The 23,356-nt window shown below is 55.0% G+C and carries 19 protein-coding genes and 3 pseudogenes; 11 read left to right on the top strand and 11 right to left on the bottom strand.

All coding sequences use genetic code 11. The annotated features are described in order from the left end of the window. Positions 1-30 precede the first annotated feature (30 nt). The 5 genes from F8N96_RS20830 (at position 31) to F8N96_RS20810 (ending at position 6,166) form a co-directional block, all read left to right on the top strand. On the top strand, positions 31-1,539 hold the full coding sequence (locus tag F8N96_RS20830; protein WP_150799412.1) for a sigma-54-dependent transcriptional regulator: 1,509 nt from the start codon (positions 31-33) through the stop codon (positions 1,537-1,539). Between the two features lie 197 nt (positions 1,540-1,736). Next, the gene (locus tag F8N96_RS20825) at positions 1,737-3,419 is read left to right on the top strand and encodes an ATP-binding cassette domain-containing protein (protein WP_224789620.1); all 1,683 of its coding nucleotides are present in this window, start codon (positions 1,737-1,739) and stop codon (positions 3,417-3,419) included. A 469-nt stretch (positions 3,420-3,888) separates the two neighbouring features. Continuing rightward, positions 3,889-5,145, top strand: coding sequence for a serine hydroxymethyltransferase (gene glyA / locus F8N96_RS20820; RefSeq protein ID WP_150799411.1), 1,257 nt, complete (start codon positions 3,889-3,891; stop codon positions 5,143-5,145). 128 nt (positions 5,146-5,273) lie between these two features. Continuing rightward, a complete protein-coding gene (locus F8N96_RS20815; RefSeq protein ID WP_150799410.1) occupies positions 5,274-5,675 on the top strand; it encodes a hypothetical protein in 402 nt (133 codons plus the stop codon). Positions 5,676-5,887: 212 nt separating this feature from the next. Then, a complete protein-coding gene (locus tag F8N96_RS20810; protein WP_150799409.1) occupies positions 5,888-6,166 on the top strand; it encodes a DUF3303 domain-containing protein in 279 nt (92 codons plus the stop codon). Between the two features lie 254 nt (positions 6,167-6,420). Here the strand turns inward: F8N96_RS20810 and ligD are convergent, their stop codons facing one another. Genes ligD through F8N96_RS20795 form a run of 3 tightly spaced genes read right to left on the bottom strand, consistent with a single transcriptional unit; the run spans position 6,421 to position 11,526 of the window. After that, positions 6,421-9,138 (bottom strand): DNA ligase D, encoded by a 2,718-nt coding sequence (gene ligD, locus F8N96_RS20805; RefSeq protein WP_150799408.1) that lies wholly within the window; start codon positions 9,136-9,138, stop codon positions 6,421-6,423. Continuing rightward, positions 9,135-10,130: a methyltransferase gene (locus F8N96_RS20800; RefSeq protein ID WP_150799407.1), complete on the bottom strand. Its 996-nt coding sequence runs from the start codon at positions 10,128-10,130 to the stop codon at positions 9,135-9,137. The genes ligD and F8N96_RS20800 overlap by 4 nt, the downstream gene beginning before the upstream one ends. A gap of 10 nt (positions 10,131-10,140) precedes the next feature. Further along, positions 10,141-11,526, bottom strand: a complete 1,386-nt coding sequence (locus tag F8N96_RS20795) for an iron-containing redox enzyme family protein (RefSeq protein ID WP_150799406.1) — start codon at positions 11,524-11,526, stop codon at positions 10,141-10,143. A gap of 194 nt (positions 11,527-11,720) precedes the next feature. Between F8N96_RS20795 and F8N96_RS20790 the strand changes: the two genes are divergently transcribed. Next, positions 11,721-12,173 (top strand): cupin domain-containing protein, encoded by a 453-nt coding sequence (locus F8N96_RS20790; protein WP_150799405.1) that lies wholly within the window; start codon positions 11,721-11,723, stop codon positions 12,171-12,173. Between the two features lie 150 nt (positions 12,174-12,323). Here the strand turns inward: F8N96_RS20790 and F8N96_RS20785 are convergent, their stop codons facing one another. Beyond that, the gene (locus tag F8N96_RS20785) at positions 12,324-13,052 is read right to left on the bottom strand and encodes a tellurite resistance TerB family protein (protein ID WP_150799404.1); all 729 of its coding nucleotides are present in this window, start codon (positions 13,050-13,052) and stop codon (positions 12,324-12,326) included. Positions 13,053-13,362: 310 nt separating this feature from the next. Between F8N96_RS20785 and pcsA the strand changes: the two genes are divergently transcribed. Both pcsA and F8N96_RS20775 read left to right on the top strand, forming a co-directional pair. After that, positions 13,363-14,085, top strand: coding sequence for a phosphatidylcholine synthase (gene pcsA, locus F8N96_RS20780; RefSeq protein WP_150763048.1), 723 nt, complete (start codon positions 13,363-13,365; stop codon positions 14,083-14,085). A 6-nt stretch (positions 14,086-14,091) separates the two neighbouring features. Further along, entirely contained in the window at positions 14,092-14,478 is a 387-nt protein-coding gene (locus F8N96_RS20775) for a DUF488 domain-containing protein (RefSeq protein WP_150799403.1), read from the top strand. Positions 14,479-14,606: 128 nt separating this feature from the next. Here the strand turns inward: F8N96_RS20775 and F8N96_RS20770 are convergent, their stop codons facing one another. Beyond that, positions 14,607-15,680, bottom strand: coding sequence for an NAD(P)-dependent alcohol dehydrogenase (locus tag F8N96_RS20770; protein ID WP_150799402.1), 1,074 nt, complete (start codon positions 15,678-15,680; stop codon positions 14,607-14,609). A gap of 79 nt (positions 15,681-15,759) precedes the next feature. On the opposite strand from F8N96_RS20770, the pseudogene F8N96_RS20765 reads away from it, so the two are divergent. The 3 pseudogenes from F8N96_RS20765 to nadE all read left to right on the top strand — a co-directional run. Then, positions 15,760-15,888, top strand: a pseudogene (locus F8N96_RS20765) (phosphatidylcholine/phosphatidylserine synthase); the annotation flags it as partial. Positions 15,889-15,894: 6 nt separating this feature from the next. Then, a pseudogene (locus F8N96_RS35475) lies at positions 15,895-16,282 on the top strand (DUF488 domain-containing protein). A gap of 60 nt (positions 16,283-16,342) precedes the next feature. Continuing rightward, a pseudogene (gene nadE, locus F8N96_RS35470) lies at positions 16,343-16,631 on the top strand (NAD(+) synthase); the annotation flags it as partial. 28 nt (positions 16,632-16,659) lie between these two features. Here nadE and aepX read toward each other — a convergent pair. The 6 genes from aepX to F8N96_RS20730 all read right to left on the bottom strand — a co-directional run bounded on the left by aepX (position 16,660) and on the right by F8N96_RS20730 (position 23,066). Then, a complete protein-coding gene (aepX, locus tag F8N96_RS20755; protein ID WP_150799401.1) occupies positions 16,660-17,568 on the bottom strand; it encodes a phosphoenolpyruvate mutase in 909 nt (302 codons plus the stop codon). Positions 17,569-18,765: 1,197 nt separating this feature from the next. Further along, positions 18,766-19,650, bottom strand: a complete 885-nt coding sequence (locus F8N96_RS20750) for a fumarylacetoacetate hydrolase family protein (RefSeq protein WP_150799400.1) — start codon at positions 19,648-19,650, stop codon at positions 18,766-18,768. Further along, positions 19,647-20,537 carry an NAD(P)-dependent oxidoreductase gene (locus F8N96_RS20745; protein ID WP_150799399.1) on the bottom strand — a complete coding sequence of 297 codons (891 nt, stop codon included), beginning with the start codon at positions 20,535-20,537 and terminating at the stop codon, positions 19,647-19,649. Before F8N96_RS20745 ends, F8N96_RS20750 begins: the two co-directional genes overlap by 4 nt. Before the next feature lie 30 nt (positions 20,538-20,567). Next, positions 20,568-21,137, bottom strand: coding sequence for a cupin domain-containing protein (locus F8N96_RS20740; protein WP_150799398.1), 570 nt, complete (start codon positions 21,135-21,137; stop codon positions 20,568-20,570). Then, positions 21,127-21,906 carry a PHP domain-containing protein gene (locus F8N96_RS20735; RefSeq protein WP_150799397.1) on the bottom strand — a complete coding sequence of 260 codons (780 nt, stop codon included), beginning with the start codon at positions 21,904-21,906 and terminating at the stop codon, positions 21,127-21,129. Before F8N96_RS20735 ends, F8N96_RS20740 begins: the two co-directional genes overlap by 11 nt. 23 nt (positions 21,907-21,929) lie before the next feature. Then, the gene (locus F8N96_RS20730; RefSeq protein ID WP_150799396.1) at positions 21,930-23,066 is read right to left on the bottom strand and encodes a hypothetical protein; all 1,137 of its coding nucleotides are present in this window, start codon (positions 23,064-23,066) and stop codon (positions 21,930-21,932) included. Positions 23,067-23,356: the final 290 nt, after the last annotated feature.

The following is a 23,356-nucleotide window of genomic DNA, read 5'->3' as shown; positions in this document are numbered from 1 at the left end:
TCATCCCGTTCTTCACCTTGCAGGCCCGTCATGCGCATCCACGTCACCTTCATCGACCGCGTCGGCATCACCCAGGAAGTACTGGCCCTGCTCGGCGGGCGCAGTTTCAATCTGGACGCCGTCGAGATGGTGCCACCGAACGTGTACATCGATGCCCCGACCCTCGGTGCCGATGTGCTGGAGGAACTGCGCGAGACCTTGCTCGGCGTAAAGGGCGTACAGGCGGTGACCCTGGTCGACATCCTCCCGGGACAACGTCGCCGCCTGCAACTGGACGCCTTGCTCGCGGCCAGCATCGACCCGGTGCTGGCGGTGGATGACCGCGGCCATGTGCTGCTGGCCAATCCCGCGCTGATCGCCCTGTGTGGCCGTGAACCGGCGGGTGAGCCGCTGACGGCACTGTTCGATGATCCCGACTTGCAGCGCACGCTGATCGAACACGGCTACCGCCTGCCCATGCACGAGGTCAGTCTCGCCGGCCAGACCTTGCTGCTCGATGCGATGCCGATCACCGATGCCGGCGCCCTGCTGACCCTGTATCAACCGAACCGCATCGGCGAACGCCTCTCGGCGCTGCACCATGACCATGCCGAAGGGTTCGATGCGCTGCTGGGCGAGTCCCCGGCGATTCGTACCCTCAAGGCCCGCGCCCAGCGGGTGGCCACCCTCGATGCACCGCTGCTGATCCAGGGCGAAACCGGCACCGGCAAAGAGCTGGTAGCCCGTGCTTGCCACGCCATCAGCACCCGGCGTGACGCGCCCTTCCTGGCCCTGAACTGCGCGGCACTGCCGGAGAGCCTCGCCGAAAGCGAGCTGTTCGGCTACGCCGCCGGCGCCTTCACCGGCGCACAACGGGGAGGCAAACTCGGCCTGCTGGAATTGGCCGACCAGGGCACGGTGTTCCTCGACGAAGTCGGCGAAATGTCGCCTTACCTGCAAGCCAAGCTGCTGCGCTTCCTGAGCGATGGCTGCTTCCGTCGCGTGGGTGGCGATCGCGAGGTCAAGGTCAACGTGCGGATCCTCAGCGCGACCCACCGTGACCTGGAAAAAATGGTCAGCGAAGGCGGCTTTCGCGAAGACCTGTTCTACCGCCTGAATGTGCTCAACCTGCAAGTGCCACCGCTGCGCGAACGCGGCCACGACATCCTGCTGATGGCCAATCACTTCATGCAACAGGCCTGCGCACAAATCCAGCGCCCGGTCTGCCGCCTGGCGCCGGGCACGTATCCGGCGCTGCTCGGCAACCGCTGGCCGGGCAACGTCCGGCAACTGCAGAACGTGATCTTCCGCGCCGCCGCCATTTGCGAAAACCCGCTGGTGGACATCGACGACCTCGACATCGCCCGCACGACCATGGAGCGGCAGAACGCCGGTGAGGTCGGCAGTCTGGAGGCGGCCGTTGGTGACTTTGAAAAAAACCTGTTGGAACAGCTTTACCGCAGCTATCCGTCGAGCCGGTTATTGGCTGCACGGTTGCAGACTTCGCACAGTGCGATTGCTATTCGGTTGCGTAAGTATGGGATTCCGGGGAAGCTTTGATGTGTTTGCTGATGACTTCTTCGGGCCTGTAAATCGATATGTAAATACATCCACGTAATACCTAATGGATTTATCCTAACCGCAAACAGGAACGGTCCTACATAATCATGGGAAGCTGGATCCGCTCCAACAATTGAACATATGAAAACTCACTGCTATTAATCCACCTGCGCAAAAACACAGCCGCCAGGTGCCCCATGCAGACACTCATCAAAACGGCCTGTAAAAAACACGCGACACTGTTGGCTTCAACAATAACCACCATCATAGTGCTCAAGCTCATAGCGCTAGCTCCGCCTCTGCTATTGGGCAAAGTGGTCGACGCGCTGAACAGTGATAGCCATACAACCCTCAACACGCTACTTACCCTGATAGCAGGGTTTGCCTTGGCTGGATGCATTCAAGCGATCATTAATCCACTGCAGGTTTTTCTTTTATCCAGGCTGGTGCAGCAGATCGTAATGAATGCGTCCATAGACTGGATGGCAGAGTTGATGCGCAAGGAATTTTGTCATTTCGATTCGTGGCGCATTGGACACATCATCAAATCCGTGGAGCGCGGCATCACCGCCCATGAACAATTATTGACATTCTTCGTCACTGTCGGAATCCCCATGTGTCTGGAGTTTTTGATCGTGGGCGGTGTTTTTCTTTATATGGGTGGTACCGGAATTTTTCTCGCATTGACCGGTATTGGCATCGTCTACCTGTTTGTCGCCCATAAAATTATCAGGTGGCGCAGAAAGCATATTGATGCAGTCAACGAGCAAGAAGATGAGTTAAGCGCAATTGTGTTCAATACCCTGACCGCGGGGAAATCGATAAAACTGGAAAGAGCCGAACACACGGCAACACAACCGTTGAACCGCGCCTTTGCGCAATATGCCAACGCCGCCGTAACCGTGACAAGCTCCGGCGGCTTCCTGAGCGCGGCAAAGATCTTATTTGTCAGCCTTTCCACGGCAGGATTGCTGGGCTGGGGTGTTTTCGATCAATTGTCGGGCGAGCCAAGCATCAGCGTCGGGCAACTGGTCGCCATATTTTCCATTGCGGGAAGCTTTTTACTCAACATCACCGCGCTTACCGAAGGTTATCGAGTACTTGACCAATTTCTCGCTGACCAGCAACGACTGCAGCAATTGTTGGCATTGCCAAACTTTGACCATGACAACCGTCATGTCGAAATCACGTCCCGGCACGCCTCGACTATGGTGCTCGCCCCCTGCGTTGTGACCGATAACAGAGCGGTCCGGTTATCCATCACCAATGCCATTACCTTTAAACAAGGCCAATCGGTTGCCATTACCGGTCCCAGTGGTGCGGGAAAAACCACCTTGCTGGAAACGCTGGCCGGATTGAATGCTTCGGTCAGAAGTCAGTTAAGCATCGACGGCCTGCCGGTTTCCAGGTTGAGCGCCCTTACTCACTTGAGTTGCCTGAGATACTGCCCTCAATCACCGCAGTTTCTGGAAGGCACCTTCGACCGATCGGTTCTGTTCGGAATCGATCCTTCGCCACATCTGCAACAGGCAATACAACGATTGAACCTAGAAGACATTGTTTCCCGGCGAAACCTCAGCGAAAACGCGGCCAATATTTCCGGAGGCGAAGCCAAACGCCTGTCACTGCTGCGCCTGATCAACAGGCCAGGACACTTCAACCTGTTCGACGAGCCAAGTGCGTCGATTGAACCGAAGCTCGCCACTCCAGTGTGGGACTTGCTTTTCGACACCTTCGCCGAGCGCGGATTGATTTGTGTCACTCACGATATTCGCCACCTGTATCGTTTTGACCGAGTCATCGTCATGCAGGACGGCGCGATTATCGATGACGGCCGTGGTGTGAGTTGGTCCACAGGTCGGCAATCAAGGTGCTGTTGAGCGAACTTCAACCGCATGCGTGATGCTTGGCGATAAAGCGCCTCTGATTTCATTGCAGCTGACCAACTGTGAGCAATCTGGCGCGTGTTAAATTCGATACACCGTATTGAATTCGGTACATACCGCCGCAACCCCGCATCTTCCAACCAGGAACCTCTCTGCTCTACATACGGCCAGATCACCTGTATTGATTTCAATACAAAAAGATCAGTCATTTCTCACCAAGTTACCCCATCCTATTGATTTAAATAGAGTAATCGTTATTGGCACCACCCTTGCTTTTCAACTTCAAGCCACGCTCATCAGAACGCAAAAAGCCCCCGCGTGCGATGGCAAGGACACCGCATACCCTGTAGGAGCCGGCTTGCCGGCGAAGGCGTCTTCATAAGCGCTGCACGACTTGAGGCCGCCTTCGCTGGCAAGCCAGCTCCTACAGGGATCTACATCACCCTGAAAACAGGACTCCACCATGTTCAGCAAGCACGACCAGATCAAAGGCTACGACGATGAACTGCTGGCGGCGATCAACGCCGAGGACGCGCGGCAAGAGCACCACATCGAATTGATCGCCTCGGAAAACTACACCAGCCAACGGGTGATGGAGGCGCAAGGCAGCGGCCTGACCAACAAGTACGCCGAAGGCTATCCCGGCAAGCGTTATTACGGCGGCTGCGAGCACGTCGACGTGGTCGAGCAACTGGCCATCGATCGCGCCAAACAGCTGTTTGGCGCCGATTACGCCAACGTCCAGCCGCACTCCGGCAGCCAGGCCAATGCCGCGGTGTACCTGGCGTTGCTGCAGGCCGGTGACACCGTGCTGGGCATGAGCCTGGCCCATGGCGGCCACCTGACCCACGGCGCCAAGGTCAGCTTTTCCGGCAAGCTCTACAACGCGGTGCAGTACGGTATCGACACCAAGACCGGGCTGATCGATTACGACGAAGTCGAGCGCCTGGCGGTCGAGCACCAGCCAAAAATGCTCATCGCCGGGTTCTCTGCCTACTCCAAGACCCTGGACTTCCCGCGCTTCCGGCAGATCGCCGATAAAGTCGGTGCCTACCTGTTCGTCGACATGGCCCACGTCGCCGGGCTGGTGGCGACCGGTCTGTACCCGAACCCGCTGCCGTATGCCGACGTGGTCACCACCACGACCCACAAGACCCTGCGCGGTCCTCGTGGTGGCTTGATCCTGGCCAGATCGAACCCGGAACTGGAGAAAAAACTCAACGCCGCGGTGTTCCCCGGTGGCCAGGGCGGACCGCTGATGCACGTGATCGCCGCCAAGGCCGTGTGCTTCAAGGAAGCGCTGGAGCCCGCCTTCAAGACCTATCAGGCCCAGGTGATCCGCAACGCCCAGGCCATGGCCAAGGTGTTTATCGACCGTGGCTACGACGTGGTGTCCGGCGGCACCGACAACCACCTGTTCCTGGTCAGCCTGATCCGTCAGGGCCTGACCGGCAAAGACGCCGACGCCGCCCTCGGCCGCGCCGGTATCACCGTGAACAAGAACGCCGTGCCGAACGATCCGCAATCGCCGTTCGTGACCTCCGGCCTGCGCATCGGCACCCCGGCCATCACCAGCCGTGGTTTCAAGGAAGCCCAAAGCATCGAGCTGGCGGGCTGGATCTGCGACATCCTCGATCACCTCGGCGATGCCGATGTCGAGGCCAATGTCGCCCGTCAGGCCGCTGCGTTGTGCAGGGATTTCCCTGTGTATCGCGACTGAATGTCAGCGGGAGGGCTGGTCCCTCCCGTTCGCGCAGACGGATGAACAGCGCCTTGAATTCAAGCGCGTAGACGCAGACTCGCGATCCTATGGGCAAACCTGACCGGAGCGCTCTATGATTGATCCCCATGACGACCACACCGCCAATCCGCCAACCCTGCCCGCCCGGCGCCTGCGACTGCGGGCGTGACCCGCTGCTGGATACCCCGGGCGCGGACGTGCGCATTCTGTTCCTGACCCGCTCGGAGGAAAAGCGCCTGGTCGAGCGCCTGGAAAACCTGCAAAGCCTGAGCGACCTCGAACGATTGCAGCAGCGGATGTACGAGCAGCTGGGTATCCGGGTGGAGATCGCCCCCGGGTTCAACGAAGTGCGAACCATGCGCGGCATCGCCATTTCCATCGGCGAACTGCCGGGACTGTGCCGCAAGACCCGGCAATCGATTCCGGCCGCCATTCGCCGCGGGCTGGAGAAACGGCCCGAGGTTGCCTACGAGCTGCTCAATGCCAACGACCTGTTGCGGGATGCCTGATCCTTGGCCCTGTTCCCGGGCCTTTTCTTGCAAAGACAACGAAACAGGATCAGCGGTCATACGCGGATTCTGGCCCGCTGCTATGCCTTTTCATGGGAGAAATTGTTTCAGGCCGGCCAGGATGAAGCTGGCAAGACAGGCGTGACCGTGGTCCCGGCGCCAGCCAGGTGCGCGAAGATCAACAGGTGCCAATCCGTAACGGGAGGTGGCGAATGTTATTCATGGTCAGTTGGACTATCAGCCCGCAAAACCGCAACAGCGTGATCCAGCGCTTTCTCGAGACCAAGGGGGCTCCACCCGAAGGCGTGAAGATGCTGGGGCGCTGGCACGCCGTCGGTGGTTCGAGCGGCTTTGGCATCGCGGAAACCGATGACGTGGTACAGATTCAGAAGTGGGTGCTGCAATGGAATGACCTCATGAACATGGAAGTCCACGCGGCGTTGACCGATGAGCAGGCGGCGCCGTTGTTGGCAGCGGTTGTAGCCAGGTAATGATCGAGGGCGGCGAGCCCTGCTCGTCGCCCTCCTTGCAAGCACCGCCTGGAGCCATGCAGCGCATATCGCCGGCAAGCCGGCTCCTACAGGATTGGCGTTGACCACCATTCATCGATACACCGGGGATCATGTAGGAGCTGGCTTGCCGGCGAAGGCGGTCTTGAGCCTGCAGTGCCCTCGAAGACGCCTTCGCCGGCAAGCCGGCTCCTACAGGGTTTGGCGTTGACCACAATTCATCGGTACATGACTCACTATTTTTTCATTCCCACCCGCCGCCGCATCTCTGCGGTGATGGTCTGGCGGGTTTTCTTCAGGTCCGCCCAGGGTTCATCGCCCACTTCGCCCAGCCGCTCATGCACATTTTGCACATTCCACTGATTGCCGCCCTTGAGTTCACCCACCTCCTCGCGAAAGATCGGCACCGACACCGGCAACCCTTCGCGAGTCCGCACGGCATAGGCGCAGATGGTGGTGGCGCCCAGTCCGTTGCGCAGGTAATCGATGAAGATCCGCCCGATCCGATTCTTCGGCCCGGAAACCGCGGAAAAACGATCCGGCAGCAATTTGGCCATGTGGCTGACGATGGCATGACTGAAGTCCTTTACCTCATCCCAACCCAGCTTGCGGGTCAGCGGCACCACCAGGTGAATGCCCTTGCCGCCGCTGGTCTTGAGGAACGCCTTGAGCCCCAGTTCATCAAGCACCGAAAGGGTCAGTTGAGTCGCCTCGACCATGCTTTTCCAGGGCAACGCCGGGTCCGGGTCGAGGTCGAGGACGAAGCGGTCGGGTTTGTCGAGGTTGTCGGACGTGGCGTTCCAGGTGTGCAGTTCCACCGTGCTCATCTGCACGGCGCCGATCAGGGCTTCGGCGTTGTTGATGATCATCACCGGTTGGCCGGTGAGTGCCTTGTCCAGTGTGGTGATCCCCGGAATGGCCAGGCGTTCGGCATTTTTCTGGAAAAACAGCTCGCCGGCGATGCCGTCCGGGGCGCGCACCAGTGCCACGGGCCGGTCCTTGAGCTCGGGCAATATCCATTCGGCGACGCTGGCGTAGTACTCGGCCAGTTGCACTTTGGTGGTGCCGCTGCTGGCGTCGATCACCCGGTCCGGGTGGGTGATGCGTACCTTGCCCTTGCCCAGGCCGATTTGTGAAGGTGCGGGTTCGGTGGTTTTCATCTTGGTGGCTGGCTTTTCAGCGGCGTTTTTTTTGGTAGCAGCAGTTTTTGCAGCACTGGTTTTCGCAGCAGCAGCTTCTGGATTGGCCGCCTTCGGAGCAGCCGTTTTCACCGAAGTAGTCTTTTGCGCAGCAGTTTTCACAGCAGCCTTCGGAGCAGCCGTTTTCGAGGTCGAAGTCTTCACGGTTTTCGCACGCTCCTCGGTAATGTCTTCGGCAGGTTTGTCGTCGCGCAGGCCATGGAACACTGCATGGCGCACCGAGCCCTCCTTGGTCATTTCGGCAAAGGCCACCTCCGCCAGCAGCGTCGGTTTAAGCCAATGCACGCCCTTGGCGTCGAAGCCGGTCGGTGGGTTGGCCACGGACGGCTTTTTCACCTGCAAGGGTTTGAGTTGCTCATGGATATGTTTGAGCGTGGTCTCGTTGAACCCGGTGCCGACCTTGCCTGCGTAGCGCAATTCGCCACTGTCACGGTCATGCAGCCCCAGCAGCAAGGCACCGAACCCATTGCGCGAACCTTTGGGGTCGGTGAAACCGACCACCACGAATTCCTGGCGATGCTTGCACTTGAGCTTGATCCAGTCGCTGCTGCGCCGGGACACGTAGGGCGACCCCTGGCGCTTGCCGATCAGCCCTTCCATGCGCATTTGACAGGCACTGTTGAGCAAGGCTTCCGGTTCTTCGCCAAACGCGTCGGAGAACCGCAGCAGCGGGTGCTCATTGGGTTTGAGCACGGTCGCCAGCGCGGCCCTGCGCTCCTCGACAGGCACCTCGCGCAGGTCCACGCCATTGAGGTAGGGCATGTCGAACAGGTAGTAAAGGATGGCGCCGCTGCGGCCCGAATCGAACGCATTCTGCAAGGCCTGGAAGTCTGGCACGCCCTGCTCGTTGGCCACGACCATTTCGCCGTCGAGCCAGGCTGATTCCAGACCCAGTGCTGCCAGCGCCTCGGCTTGTCCTGGCAGCTTGTGGGTCCAGTCGTGACCATTTCGCGTAAACAGTTGGACCTGACCGTGGTCGATGCGCGCCATGATCCGATAGCCGTCGAACTTGATCTCGTAGCTCCAGTCACCACCCGGGGCTTTCTCGACCAGGGTGGCCAGTTCCGGCTTGAGCTGTTCCGGCAGTCTGGCTTTGCGGGCGCCGGTCAAAGGCGTCGCCTTTTCCTTGCGCGCTGCGGCGGCCGGTTTCTTCACGGGCTTGGGTTTGTCCGCGGTCTTCGACTTCTTGGGGAGAATGGTTCGATCGCTGAGCACACTGTCGGGCTCGGCGGCGACCACGTCGTACTCGCTTTCGGGTTTGGCCGCGCCGTCCTGGTGCTTGATCAGAAACCATTGCTCCTGCTTGCCCGGCATGTGCGTGCGCACCAGGTTCCACAGACCGCCGAGCTTCTCGCCTTGCAGCTCGAACTTGAGCTTGCCCTTGGCGTAGGCCTTGGCCGGATCCTCCTGGGGAATCCATACGCCACGGTCCCAGACGATCACGTCACCGGCGCCGTAATGCCCTTCGGGGATGCTGCCCTCGAACGTGGCGTAGTCCAGCGGGTGGTCTTCAACGTGGACGGCCAGGCGCTTGACCTTGGGGTCCAGCGACGGCCCCTTGGGCACCGCCCAGCTCTTCAGGGCGCCGTCCAGTTCCAGGCGGAAGTCGTAATGCAGGCGCGAGGCGTCATGCTTCTGGATGCAGAATTGCAGCGCATGGTCCTGCGCTTTTTTTTTGCCCGAGCGCTTGGCGGCCGGTTCGGACGTCGCCGAGAAGTCGCGCATGCGGTTGTAATCGTCCAGATTCCTGTTCATGGCGCACCTGCAGGCGAGGTAACGATGCCCCCGATGCCGGGGCCGATGCGCGTGACGGTCAACGCGACCACGGCAATCCGCTCCACGCGCTGATAGCCTTGGGTCAACAACTCTTCACCGAACACATCGGGATCGAGTTCGCGGTAGGTCCAGGCGAACAGCGGCGACTCCAGGCGCGGGGTCAGTGCGTCCAGGAACGGGTCGCAACCATCGATCATCGCCACACCGGTGTACAGCACCAGCGAACCGCCAGGGGCCAGCCGATACAGGGCCTGCTCGACGATACGCAGCGATAACTGTTCGCCAAGCGCCCCGCCGCCGTGGCGGTAGGCACGTTCGGCGGGGTCGGCCATGTAAGGCGGATTGGCGACGATCAGGTCGAAGTTGCCATCGACATCCTGCAGCACATCGCTGGCTTCGATGCTGACATTGGCCACTTCGGCGAGCGCGGCGTTGACCGCCGTCAGACGCAGCGCCGCCGGGTTGATGTCGACGGCCAGCACCTCGGCTTCGCGCCGCGCGCGCGCGATCACGATCGCCCCGACACCCGCGCCGCAACCGATGTCCACGGCGCGCCTGATCGGGGCGAAGCTCTGTTGCAGATGGGCATGTATCAACTGGGCGAAACGGTAGGTGTCGGGACCGAAGAACACCGCGTCGGCGGCATCGGTGGGGAACCCGGAATGCACGAACAGCAGGTCATCCAGGCTGGACCAGCGCACTCGACTTCGCAACCGCCCATTGCTCTGCTCGAGGACGCCCGCTTGCTCCAACTGACGTTGTTCGTCCACCGACAACAGGCCGGGCTCGAACGATCGTGACCAGCCAAAAATTTCCCGCAGGGTCCGGGCGCTTTGACCGAAGGCGCGATCATTGACCCGTTGGTGGGTCAGCGGCGTCGGCGTGATGAAACGATAGCCGTCGGCCTGCAAGCGGCGTCCCAGCTGCAGCAATGCCAGATCGGCAGCGCCCAGTAGTGCTTCCTGATTCATCACAGGCTCCCTATCGAAGGCTGGATTTGAGTTCGATGAAGCGTCGAGTGGCGAACAGCCCGGCAGGATGGGAATGTCGGTGGGCTGACAGCCACGGGATCAGCACTTGCATCTGCTCGTGGGCGCAAACGCCAGTCAGCGCGCTGTGCAGGCTCTGGATATCCGGGTCGTTGACCGGCACCGAAGTTTCGACCGCGCCACTGGCGCTACCCCGGGTCGTTGCGGTTGAACGCTCAGGCAGCCAGTCGCCGGCGATCCAGTCATGCAGCAACTGCTTTTCATAAGGGCTGAACACCCCGAACATGGCCGCGCCGTCGCCGTCGATCAGTTGCCAGAAGCGGCTGGCCTGCGGGTCCTGGTGACGCTTGATCCAGCCCTTGGTTTGCAGCGCCGCGAGAAAGCCTGGCAACTGCTCGGGCGTCGACAACCATTGATTGACGGTCTTGCCTTCGAAACGACAGTAGTCGGAATGCATGTGCTGGCCGAACGGGCGCTTACGCTCAAGCATGTTCAGGACTTCAGCGTACAAGTCGAACGACTCGATGATCGCGCGACTGCCCTGTCCCAGATCGTTAAGCCGATAACCCAGCGCGACCCTGCGCAGAAACGCTTCGCGATCGCCCTCCAATGGCAATAGCTGCAACACCGACTGCACGGCTTTGTGCGCGTGGCCGGTGCTGGCGTTGTCGATGGTCACGTGCAGGGTGAAATAATACGGATCGATGCCCAGCTCGCTGAGTTCATAGGCACTGATCAATAAATGCAGGGGCAGTTGTTCGTACCCGAGGTTGTAGCCGATGACTTCGGGCAGGCACTCATCGCCGCTCTCACCCAGCGCCAGTTGCACGGCGCCTTGCAGATAACGCTCATCGGGGATCGCTGCGCAGTCCTGCAAGCCATGCTCGGCGAGCAATTTACGGTAGATCACCACATGATTCTGGGCCGGATTGCCCTCCCCCAGCTCCTCCAGATACGTGCAGATCAGGCCCTCGAAACGCGGGTCGCGCCAGTGCCGCAGCAGGCCGTACAGCCAGGCGCCGTCCACCAGTTTGGTCGGGGCAACGGCCTGCAGAAAAAACAGCGCGTGCGCCTTGTTGCTGAAGAACTGCCGGGGCCCGCCTTCCTTGCGCTGTTGCAGGTAGTCGGCGTACTGCCGGGCGACTGCGATGCTGTGTTGTTCGACAAAATCTTGCAGTGCCGACAGTTCCTGCGGCAGCTCGTCCGGCAAGTCCGCGGCGCACTGAAGCTGAGCCTGCAGGAAGCGTTGAGCGAGTGCGTGCCTCTGCTGCGCATCGTCGCTCAGCAGCAGCTGCTGGTAGATTTGCCTAATGCAACCGGCACCGCCAATCGGGTGTTCGTGGGCAGGCCTGGATTCAAGTCGTGTCAGGGCAGTCATGGATGCAATCTCTCGGTCTGAGGCCAGTGGCAGGACGCTCGATCAGTACGTCTCTACATCAGCAGAGCGACCCCGGCGCAGAAAAATTCCATCGGGGTTAAAAGAGCCCGGACAGACGGCTGCCGGTGCGGCACTTGGCTTGCACTGGAGTGAATATACTCAACGGGTGTGGAGCCATCCTTCGGAGAGCAATCATGCGCACGGTTCATGTCATCGAGGCGGATAACATCCCCAAACCGGTCAACGTCGTGGGTGAGGCAATCACGATTCTCGCCGGTGGTGATCTGTCCAAGCCTTTTGAAGTGCACATCCAGCAAGGGGTGCAAGGTGGAGGGCCGCCGCCGCACTTTCATCCCTGGGATGAAGCGTTCTATGTCATCGACGGGCAGGTGGAAGTGACGGTCGATGGCCAATCCAACAGGGTGTCGAGCGGTGGTTACGTGCATATCCCTGCCGGGACCATCCACGCCTACAAAAACCTCAGCACCACGGCGAAGATCATCGGCGTGGTGTCCGATCCGCGGGGCGGGCAGTTTTTTGCGGCGATGGATCAGCTCAAGGTACCGGAGGATTTAGCACGGATTTTTGAGGTGGCCGAGCGTTATGGGGTTACGTTTCTGGTGCCGAAACCCTCCGCAGCGCTGTAGGGGGGGCAGCAGTTGAACCGCGTTATCGTTCTTCGCGAGCAGGCTCGCTCCCACAGTTGACCGAGTCGTATCGGTCAACACGATCTAATGTGGGAGCGAGCCTGCTCGCGAAGGCGGCCTGACAGCCAACCGGTTTTTCAAGGATGCACCTCAGGCTACGCCACCCTTCGCCTGCTGCTCCAGATGCACCTGCAAATCCGGATCAATACCCAGAGCCGCCGCCAGTTCATCCAGGTAACTGCGCTCGGCGTCCTGCTGATCGTCCACCAGCATCACACTGGCCAGGTACATTTCCGCCGCCATGCCAGGATCGGTGGCCGACTGCGCCACATCGGCGGCGTCCAGCGGCCGGGCGACTTCATCGTCCAGCCATTGCTGCAACTGCGGATCATCGGTGTGACGACCGATCTCGGTGCTGATCATCTGCTTTTCCGATTCATCGATCCGGCCATCGGCCTTGGCCGCCGCAATCAATGCCCGAAGGATCGCGTTACTGTGGTCCTCGACTTCCGGGCCGGACAGCAGGTCTACGGTGCGTGGTGCCTGTTGCGGTGCCGCGGCCTGGCTGCGTTGCCAGGCCTGATACGCCTGGAACGCCATCATCCCCAGCGATGCCAGCGCCGCGTAGTTGGCACCACCGCCTGACCGGCTCCGGGTCGAACCGCCCAAGGCTGAGCCGCCGCCCAGCAAGCCACCGAGCAAGCCACCCAGCCCACCGCCGCTGGCGCTGGAACCGGCCCCCCCGCCCAACAGGCCGCCGAGCAACCCGCCGAGGTCGCCAAGCCCGCCCTGGGCCGAAGCACCACGGCCGCCCTGTTGCGGCATCGAGCCCTGGCCGGCACCGCGCAGAAGTTGTTCGAGCAGATCGCTGGTGATCATGACGGCATCCTCTTTGGTTGGAGTTATCCAGTCAGGCAACGATAGTCCTCGCAGACAAATGCGCCACCACCGTTTGGCTGACGTGAAACCCGTGCCGTGCACGCGGCCTACCCTGGCAGAGCGACCTGACGCGCGGGTCCATGGGCCTGCCGATTTATCCGGGGTATTTTAGTGTGGCGCAGCTAAGATTCATGAGTGGTGAACCTTATTCCCGGATTTTCGGTCGATACCTGCAACCCGACTAGGTTTGCCGCCGCCCCCGATAGTGTGGGTGATGACCGGCTTGCTTCACTTTCTGGAGAACGCCCCCGTGATTTCGACTCTACACATCGCCAGGCTCAAAGCATGGGGCGCCCATGGTTTTACCGCCACTGGCGTGGTCACTGCTTTTCTCGCGACCCTTGCGCTGCTGGAAAACCAGCCCACCAACTGCCTGCTGTGGCTGGGCGTCGCGCTGATCGTCGACGGGCTGGACGGCGCGCTGGCGCGCAAGGTCAATGTCCAGTCGGTACTGCCCAGTTTCGATGGCTCGGTCCTCGACCTGGTGATCGACTACCTGACGTATGTGTTTATCCCGGCGCTGTTCATCTATCGTTACATCCCGTTGCCGGACTACACGCTGCTGTTGACCGTGTCGCTGATTCTGGTCTCGTCGCTGTTCTGCTTCTGCAACGTCAACATGAAAAGCAAGGACAACTACTTCCAGGGCTTCCCCGCCGCCTGGAACGTGGTCGCTCTATGCCTGTACATCATCGCCCCATCGCCGTGGATCACCCTGCTCACCGTTATCGGCCTGGCGCTGCTGACCGTGACCCGGATGAAATTCCTGCACCCGTTCCGCGTGCGCAAGTTCATGCCGATCAACATCGCGGTGACGGCCATCTGGCTGTTGTGCAGCTTGTCGCTGGTGGTCAATCACCCGGTGATCAACCCGCTGGTGATGGGGCTCTGGCTGCTGATGTCGGCTTATTTCCTGGGGATCTGCATCTGGCGCACGGCGATGGAGTGGTTTGAAACGTCGCGGCACAAGTAGGCCGCCATGCCCATCCATATCGTCCGGCTCGGCTCCCCGCGTCTGCCCGATGAAGGCCTGCGGATAGGCACGGTACGCCGCCCGCCACGGGGCGTGCCGAAGGCTGAGTTTGCCAGCCGGGATTTTTATGATGTGTGGCAGCCACTGCTGTCGCCCAGCGCCGAACTGGTTGCGCAAGCCAAAGCCGCCGAGGACGAAAAGGCGTGGGAGGCGTTTCGGCGCAAGTTCAAGGCTGAAATGAACCATCCAGCGCCGAGCCAATTGCTGGATCTGTTGGCCGCCCTCTCCCATCAAACCTCGCTGGCTGTGGGATGTTATTGCGAGGAGGAGGCGCACTGCCATCGCTCCGTGTTGCGCGAGCTGCTGAAGGCACGTGGCGCCAAGCTTGTTTAGGCACCCCAACCCCCTGTAGGAGCTGGCTTGCCAGCGAAGGCGGCGGCATATTCAACATTGATGTGACTGACAGATCGCCTTCGCTGGCAAGCCAGCTCCTACAGTGGGTTGCGTTGTGTTTGATGGCTTCAGGGTGTTATCGCCACCTTCATCACCCCATCCCGCTGATGCGCAAACAGCTCATAGGCCTCTTCAATATCGTCGAGCTTGAACCTGTGCGTCACCAGCGGCGACAGGTCGACCCCGCCACTTTCCACCACCGCCATCAGCCGTCGCATCCGCTCCTTGCCTCCGGGGCACAGGGTGCTGACGATACTCAGATCCCCCAGGCCCGCGGCAAAGGCATCAAGCGGGATACGCAGGTCGCTGGAGTAAACCCCCAGGCTGGATAACCGGCCACCCGGGCGCAGCACCCGCAGCGCGGACTCGAAAGTGCCCTGGGTGCCCAACGCCTCGATGGACACGTCAACGCCACGACCATCGGTCAGGGCCATGATCTGCGCGACCACGTCGCCGTCCTTGAAGTTGATCACATGGGTCGCGCCCAACTGTCGCGCTACGCTCATCCGCTCGGGCACGGCGTCGACGCCAATGATGGTGGTCGCCCCTTTGAGACGCGCACCGGCCACGGCACAAAGACCGATTGGCCCGAGAGCGAAGACCGCGACGGTATCGCCGATGTTGACCTCGCCCCGCTCCGCGCCGGAAAAACCGGTGGACATGATGTCCGGGCACATCAGCACCTGTTCGTCGCTCAGGCCGTCGGGAATCGGGCACAGGTTGGCCAGCGCATCCGGCACCAACACGTATTCGGCCTGACAGCCATCGATGGTATTGCCGAACTTCCAGCCGCCGGCGGCCTTGAAGCCGTGGCGGGTGTCCGCGCCATCCTGTGAGCCGCAGCCACAGAGGCAGGCATAACTTTGCCCGCTGGGGGTGATGGCGCCGGCAATCACCCTTTGCCCCTCGACAAAGCCGCGCACCTGAGAACCGAGCCGCTCGATGATGCCCACCGGTTCATGACCGATGGTCAGCCCTTTGGCCACGGGATACTCACCGCGCAGAATGTGCACGTCGGTGCCGCAGATTGTGGTGGTGGTGATACGGATCAGCGCGTCCAGCGGACCGACTTCGGGGATCGGCTTGTCGTCGAGCACGATGCGATTTTTCTCAACGAATATCGCGGCTTTCATGGTTGCCATGGCAATTCTCCCAAGTGTGCGCGTGCGCATGAGTTCAGCACGAACCGTAGCTTGCGCGGGGTTGACGGACGGGAGGTTGATCATGGTCAATCACCCGGTGATCAACCCGCCGGTGATGGGGCTCTGGCTGCTGATGTCGGCTTATTTCCTGGGGATCTGCATCTGGCGCGCGGCGCTGGAGTGGTTTGAAACGTCACGGCACAAGTAGGTCGCCATGCCCATTCATATCGTCCGGCTCGGCTCCCCGCGCCTGCCCGATGAAGGCCTGAGGATAGGCACGGTACGCCGCCCGACACGAGGCGTGCCGAAAGCTGAGTTTGCCAGCCGCGATTTTTATGATGTGCGGCAACCGCCGCTGTCGCCCAGTGCGGAACTGGTTGCGCAAGCCAAAGCCGCCGAGGACGAAAAAGCGTGGGAGGCGTTTCTACGCAAGATCAAGGCTGAAATGAACAAATCCCGCCCTCGCCCAACTGCTGGATCTGTTAGCCGCCCTCTCCCATCAAACCTCGCTGGCTATGGGATGTTATTGCGAGTAAGAAGCACACTGCCATCGGTCGGTATTGCGGGAGTTGCTGAAGGCATGCGGCGCCAAGCTGGTATAGGTAGAACGAACACCACATGCCCCGTAGGAGCTGCCGAAGGCAGCGATCTTTTGATCTTGAGCGGCCTTGAGCCCGCTAGTGCTAGGCATTAGTCGCGGCGTCGATGCCCTGAACGCAGGCCTGCTGGCCCCACGGGCCAGCCGATAACTGCGCATACGCACAAGTGATAACAGTTACAAGTTCATCGCGGTGGGCCTGCCGTACCAAACCCAGTTCGATAAACACGACGTCCTGACCTCGGTGAAATTTCATTGTTCTGGACGCGCCACACGGAGAACATCGGACCGGCGGTCAAAACCTGGACAATGAAGTCGCAGTATTCGAAGGCAAGAACGCCGTTTCGGTGGATTCATGCTAAGCCGGCTTTTTGGGAAGTTTTATCGTGTACCAGGAACAAGGTTCAAAATATCCTTAATTGCTAAACAGTGTTTTTCAACCTCAGCAGTACATCCTTTTTTTAGTATCTCAGATGCTACAAAATGCATTGCTGGATAAGCGGCACGAAGCAAGTGATTCGCATAAATCACCACATTAAAACCACTCTCTATTAAATCATCATAGTGAATATCATTAAACGTAGTAGGTACACAAACCAATGGAACATTCTGGTGATAACTTCTGAATATGCGAGCAAACTCTAGAACTTGGAAAGGTGACTTTTCCCGACTGTGGATCATAATCCCATCTGCTCCAGCCTCTACATAAGCCAAGGCGCGATATATTGCATCCTTCATCCCTGCATCCAACACCAGACTTTCCACTCGAGCAATTAATAAAAACTCAGAGGTGAGTTGACTTCTCTTCACCTCGGAGATTTTTTCTGAAAACTCAAGCACCGATGCCTGAGTCTGACGCACGTCATTCCCTAGTAAAGAGTTCTTTTTTAATCCTGTTTTATCTTCAATAATGAACGCTGATATACCTAGCCTCTCGGCAGACCGAACATGGTGAGAAAGATGTTCCGGTAACCCGCCAGTATCCGCATCAAAAATCAACGGTTTCGTAGTCACTTCAAAAATGTCCGACACACTGGAGAATCGTTCAGAAACACCGATCAATTCGATATCCGGCTTTCCCAACATCGTTGAATTAGTAAGAGAGCTAGACCAAAACGCATCAAACTCGGTTCGCACCCCTTTTTCCATATGAAAAATCTTTTCAACCAGTAATGCACATAACGGGCTATGGACTTCCATGACGCGCACGCCAGCATTCCATCTCAACAATTTATCTAAAGCAGCACATCTATTTTCCGCAGTTATACCCCCTAACATACCATCACTCATAGCACCCTCCGATCTCAATAATTAAAGCTAAACTTATCAACAATCAAACATTCGTTTTTTGATTATTAGTTAAAAACAAATTAAAGCAAGTAAGCGACAACACAATAAAACCTGACAGAAGCCAAATAATTGCTTTTATGGAAAATACAAAAAAAACGGCGGCCATCAACACCACGCATACAATGAAAATATATAACCCAGACTGAACACCAAATAGCAACAACTTGCCTCTAGAGTGCCGACCCAGCAACGAAAACAATATTGGCTGAATCAACATGCTAGATAAAAATATCAAAAATATCAAAAAAACAAAAATGAAATAATCACCCCAAAAAAGCATCCAACAACAACACGCCAGCATTATTGACTGAAGTATATACCCCGTTCTCAACCTCAACCTAACTGAAATATATTGACAATACCTCACTGCCAACCAACCAAAAAATATCCATAAACATAGCACTATCAAATACAAATACACTAACGAAGTATCTGGAAAACTCAGAACCCTCACCATTGGAACCAGCATCAAAGTCAAAAAGAAGCAAACATTTAAAACTATAAGACTTATGCAACTCCCAACACCGACTTGCGAATCCCGATCGTTAGCGACGAGCCATGAATCACCAACGCCTATGCGCACATCACTCAACAAAAAAAAGATTATCGTAATTGCATATATCAACGAAGCACAAATAGCGGATGTTGAGCGTTGATAAAATCCAAGAAATGCAAACAGCATTGGAACTATTAGAGGGAGAGTTGCGAGAGCTAAACTCAGGATTGAGAAATTTTTCTGTGCATAACTACTTCGTTCCGACGAGGCTAGCATTGATCTACCTAAAATTACAGTACATCCACTTGTCCAGCCCCACAAAAACCTTAAGAACAAGCCGAACCAATTATAAAAACCATCTTCACCCATTGACAAAGTAACGCAGATACAAAAAGCAAAAACCAAAGAAACTAAAAAAAACTCATTAGAGACAACCCTTAAATCTTTTGCACTTATTAGCCCTACAAGACAACACCCAAAAGACAAACCTAACAAATAAGAAACCAGGGGGTAGTATGCCGACAGCCCTATATCCTTTAATTGTATCGTGTGGTCAATCCAAACCATCAACCCGGACGAACCTAAGATATTAGCTGTACTTAGGAGTAGGCTAAAGTATACAGCAACATCCTTTTTAGATTTCATCGCGCGACCACTCTGTTTCCGAGAGTCCCGAACAAAGACTTTTGGGGCAACTCTTCAATATCATCCAAGATATAAAAATCAATCTTAACAAAATCCCCGGCCTTTAAAAAAACCAAATCGAGGTTTTGGCCCTCTATTTTTTCGCGCATCTGTTTCTCTGCGATACAGCCATCGCTTAGTGAATCTATTTCGCACGTCGAAACAGCTCCCGAGGTAATAATAGTTCCTGCGGGCAAATCACGCGTCTTAGCACAATATGCGACAAGCTCTGGAAAGCTGTACAACATATCAAACGTTGAAATATCGGAAAAAATTTCGCCATTTATTGCTATTTTCACCCCTAGAATCGGCATCCCTTTATTCCACATAGTTTTATTCGAACTGGGTAATACTCCAAAACCACAAAAACTTGTTAACGGTTTAGACTGAATAAAACCAAAACCCGATTCTCTATCTGAGCTTACAAGCTTCCTGTAAGTAAAATCATTACAGCCAGTCAATAGTTTTATATGATACTCTGCTTCAGCCACTGAAACCCCCGCCGGTACAGCATCAGTGATGACTGCCAACTCCGGTTCAAAATCCAGATCCAGATTTTCTGAAACTCTTAATTCTTCACCTGGCCCCAAGAAAAAGTCACTAGCCCCTTGATAAGCTCTGATAGGTTCTTTTTTACTTTCACACTGATAGCTCAATCGGCCTTTTCTATTAGGAAAAACACTGCCATAAAATATTTGAGGAGCCTGTCTCGCTATGGGCCCGGTAAAATCAGGCAAACAAACTTTAGTTCCTCTCGCTTTTGCATAATGATCTAGGCTTAGCAAGGCACAAAGCTCGCAGTGCTTATTACTGCCAAGACATGACGAACAAGAAAATTTCATCTAGCACCTCGCTTAACGCTACTTGACAAAAAAGCGAAACAATCCATCTGATCTAAAGCCAAGGAACTAGAACACAATGTCTTCTTGTATAATTCAAGTGCATCATCATAAAACCTACTTTTGATACTTAGCTCGTGAAACAACTCACCGGCCAGCTCAAGATCTTTAATCCTTATTTCCAAGGGTACTGAAATACAACACTTCATACTCATGTATCTTTCCAATAAAAGCTCAAGATACACTGATCGCCCTCTACCTAAACCTAACGACCCCCCAATTACCTCTTTAGAAATTCCATATGTCTCTGCTAGCAATAACGCTTCTGCAGCAACTACCAGATTTATCGACTCACAATAATTATTAACAACCTTCATCGCTTGAGCAGCTTGGTTAGACTGCATCAAACAGTGACCTTTAAGTAGCGCTCGCAAAACGAAATCAAATTCCCGCCTTAGATACTTCGGATAATTACCAATGTAACCAACCAGCTGCCCTGAAAGGGCACCTTCAATTCCTCCAGAGACAGGCAACTCTATATACTCTACGTTGAATTCTTTAAAAAAACCCTCCAGTTTTGCTGACCCCTTCGGGCCGATCGTGCTTGTGTTAATTATTAAAAACTTGTTAAGCTTTAAGGCCTCTATTATCTTCTCGCATGAAAAAACCTCACGAATACTTTTTTCATCTCGTAAACATAAAATCCATATTTTTTGCTCACAAACAAAAGCCTTGTCCAGACTTTCAATCGGCCTAACCCCCTTCAATATCAATTTTTCCAGTTTATGCTTAGTCCGATTATATGCCGAGACACTGAATCCACAATTCAATAGACGTTCAATCAGGGCTTCACCGAGAACGCCTGCACCTATCACAGAGACATTGATCATAATTGCCACCCTTTAACAAAGTTCCATAACTCAAGGCAAGCTGTAGTTAAATGCTAGTATTTCCGAACTACCTTCAAGCGCCATAAAACTATGCGGTACATTTGGACTTATATAAATTGAATCTCCCTCCAGTAAAACTTCAGCTTGCCTTTCAGCCTCAACACCATCCCCCCAGTCAACTCGTACGGCTCCTTTTAATACATATACAACCTCTCGAGAAGAGTGCCCTTCATTCAGCACAACATCCTCTAAACTTCCACAGTGCAAAGTAACTTTCAATGCCATTAGTTCTGGAGCGCTATTTGTAGTAGCAAGATGCTGGTACGTATAATACTTTTTTCCATCCCTACTGCTTACCTTGCGAAAACCTTCGTTGCGTTTAAAAATTTTCACCCCGTTTGTTAGGTCGCTGCGCAGACCACGGAGGACCTCGTCCATGGGAATTATTAAAACATCGGCAAGTTTTTGTAACTCACTCATGGAATCGATCACGACATATTCTGTACGCACTGCATTTATTGCTCTCAAAACCTCGTCAACAGACATTTTCCTACTGGCAGCCAACTCTTCAATCTTCGCAATACCAATCTTAATACTCATATCCTTCTCCCAAACTATGCACCCAAGTAGACCGCGCCTTGTAAATTTTAGATATTTTTATTAACTCATCGGCCACGTCACTTACACACGGAACCGTTTCATGCTCAACAACAAGCTTCTTTAACTCAAAAACATCAAATAGTCTTTCACCCCCATGCGTCATTTCGCCTTCTTTAATCAATGTTAATCCCGCACCTAATTGAACCCAGGTATGAGCGTCGCTACCACTCAACTGGCCTTTTGAATACCTATTCGCGAGTTCTAAATAACTGACCATAGATGTCGCTTGTTTTCCAGGCACTTCAATTGCGTCTACATGGCCTATCACCTGCTCAAAATCCCTCCACCATTTACCGTCAAGTAACAGATGATGCGCTACAGAAACATAACCACTGCCACCTTCACTTAGCAATTTAAGAAGCTCTGCCGCGGTATATGAATTTTTTCGCCGATCAAAACCCATCACTGTACTTAAATCAGCATGGACGCCCATATCCCCTCCTCCAGACAACGAAACCTCAGCACCTGGACTAATAGTAATTCCGGACGACAACGTTAACGTTCCATTTGGCTTGACCTCCCCACCAAATCTATTCTCACTAAATAATTCTAAATATAGCTCTTCAAACCCTACAGCATCCCTATGCTCTGTAAGGCATAACACATCAATATTTTTTTCTCTCGCAGCAAAGAACGTGTAAGCTATTTCACCCCAGTCAGGCCTGGATGTTTTTGATGTTAATAAGTGGACATGGGTATCTACCAACATAATTGCACCCTCTATTCACAAGATTATTTATTAAAGCAAGAGCCCTGTCTGACAGCGGCTACAACACCTAACAACTCCTCATCCCTTAATCCCCTTTCGATTTTAATAGACAATGCACGCGTCAATCGCAGACATTCAATCAACTCACTATCCGTGAACATCACACCTAGTGACTGAAGAACATACTTGAGAGCTGCACGCCCGGAGTGCTTACCAATTACAATGCGACGGACGCCACCGACAAGCTCTGGCAGAAACGGTTCAAAACTAGTATTATTTTTTAATATACCATCCGCATGTATGCCTGACTCATGAGCAAATACATTTTCTCCTATAATAGGTTGCCATGGATAACACTTAACACGGGTAGCTTGTGCAACAACTTGACTTAAGGATATAAGCTTGGTTTCATCGACACCTAAATCTATATTGTATAAAATCTTCAATGCCAATACGCATTGAGCGAGATCGGGCATACCAGCGCGTTCACCAATACCATTCACGGTAGCATGAAAAAATGTAGCTCCTGCCTGAATTCCCGCTAACGTATTTGCCGTAGCAAGACCAAAATCATTATGCGCATGACATTGCACTGCTATTCCTGATGCACGCTTTACGCGTCCTACAATTGCACCATACCGTTCAGGTGTTAATATTCCTACAGTATCTGAAAGCCGGATTCTATCAGCTCCAGACTCGGCAACATGGGCGGCGTACTCTTCAACAAAACTGAGCTCTGACCTGCCTACATCTTCAGCGCTGACTGACACAAAAACGCCACTATCCTTGGCTAACTTTATCAATTCAGAAGCTGTTTTTAGCAGCCACGTCCTGTCTTTTTTTAGGTTATCACCCAAATGGTTATTAGACGTCGGAAGACCAATATGAATAGCATCAAATCCCAGCTTCAAAGATTGAATAACGTCATTTTTTACGCCACGGTTCCACGCTACTAACATCCCCTCGTTTTTACGCTCAAGCAACGTTTCTATAGTGTCTAGCTCATCTCCACCCATGGCCGGAATGCCAACCTCAATCCACTTAATTCCTGCTTCAATCAAGGAGGAGAATATTGCAATTTTCCTTTCCTTAGAAAATGCCACGCCTGGCGACTGCTCGCCGTCACGTAAAGTTGTGTCTTCCAGAATAATAGCGTTCATTTTTTCAACCTCGCTTATTGGTCGTCAAAAACCCAATCTCTGACAAAAGTCAAACTCACATCATGATCATGCACAGCCAGCCAACCTCGCTTAATCGGAAGACTAACAACGCAACAAAAAAAATCAAATTTTTAGAGGCAGGACAATTCTTGTAAATCTGTAGGAATTTTCTTTTTACTCAACAGAATCCTCTTACAACCAACTAAGTCTCTGATTCCACTTAACTTAATTTCGGACGAGCACCCAATAATATTATGTTGGCAGGCCAACAATGCCTCACTGAGGTTAAT

The sequence above is a fragment of the Pseudomonas fluorescens genome, assembly GCF_902497855.1.
Lineage (GTDB): Bacteria > Pseudomonadota > Gammaproteobacteria > Pseudomonadales > Pseudomonadaceae > Aquipseudomonas > Aquipseudomonas fluorescens_BI.
Note: the sequence above shows the minus strand (reverse complement) of the source record. Positions and strands in the feature narration are given on the sequence as shown.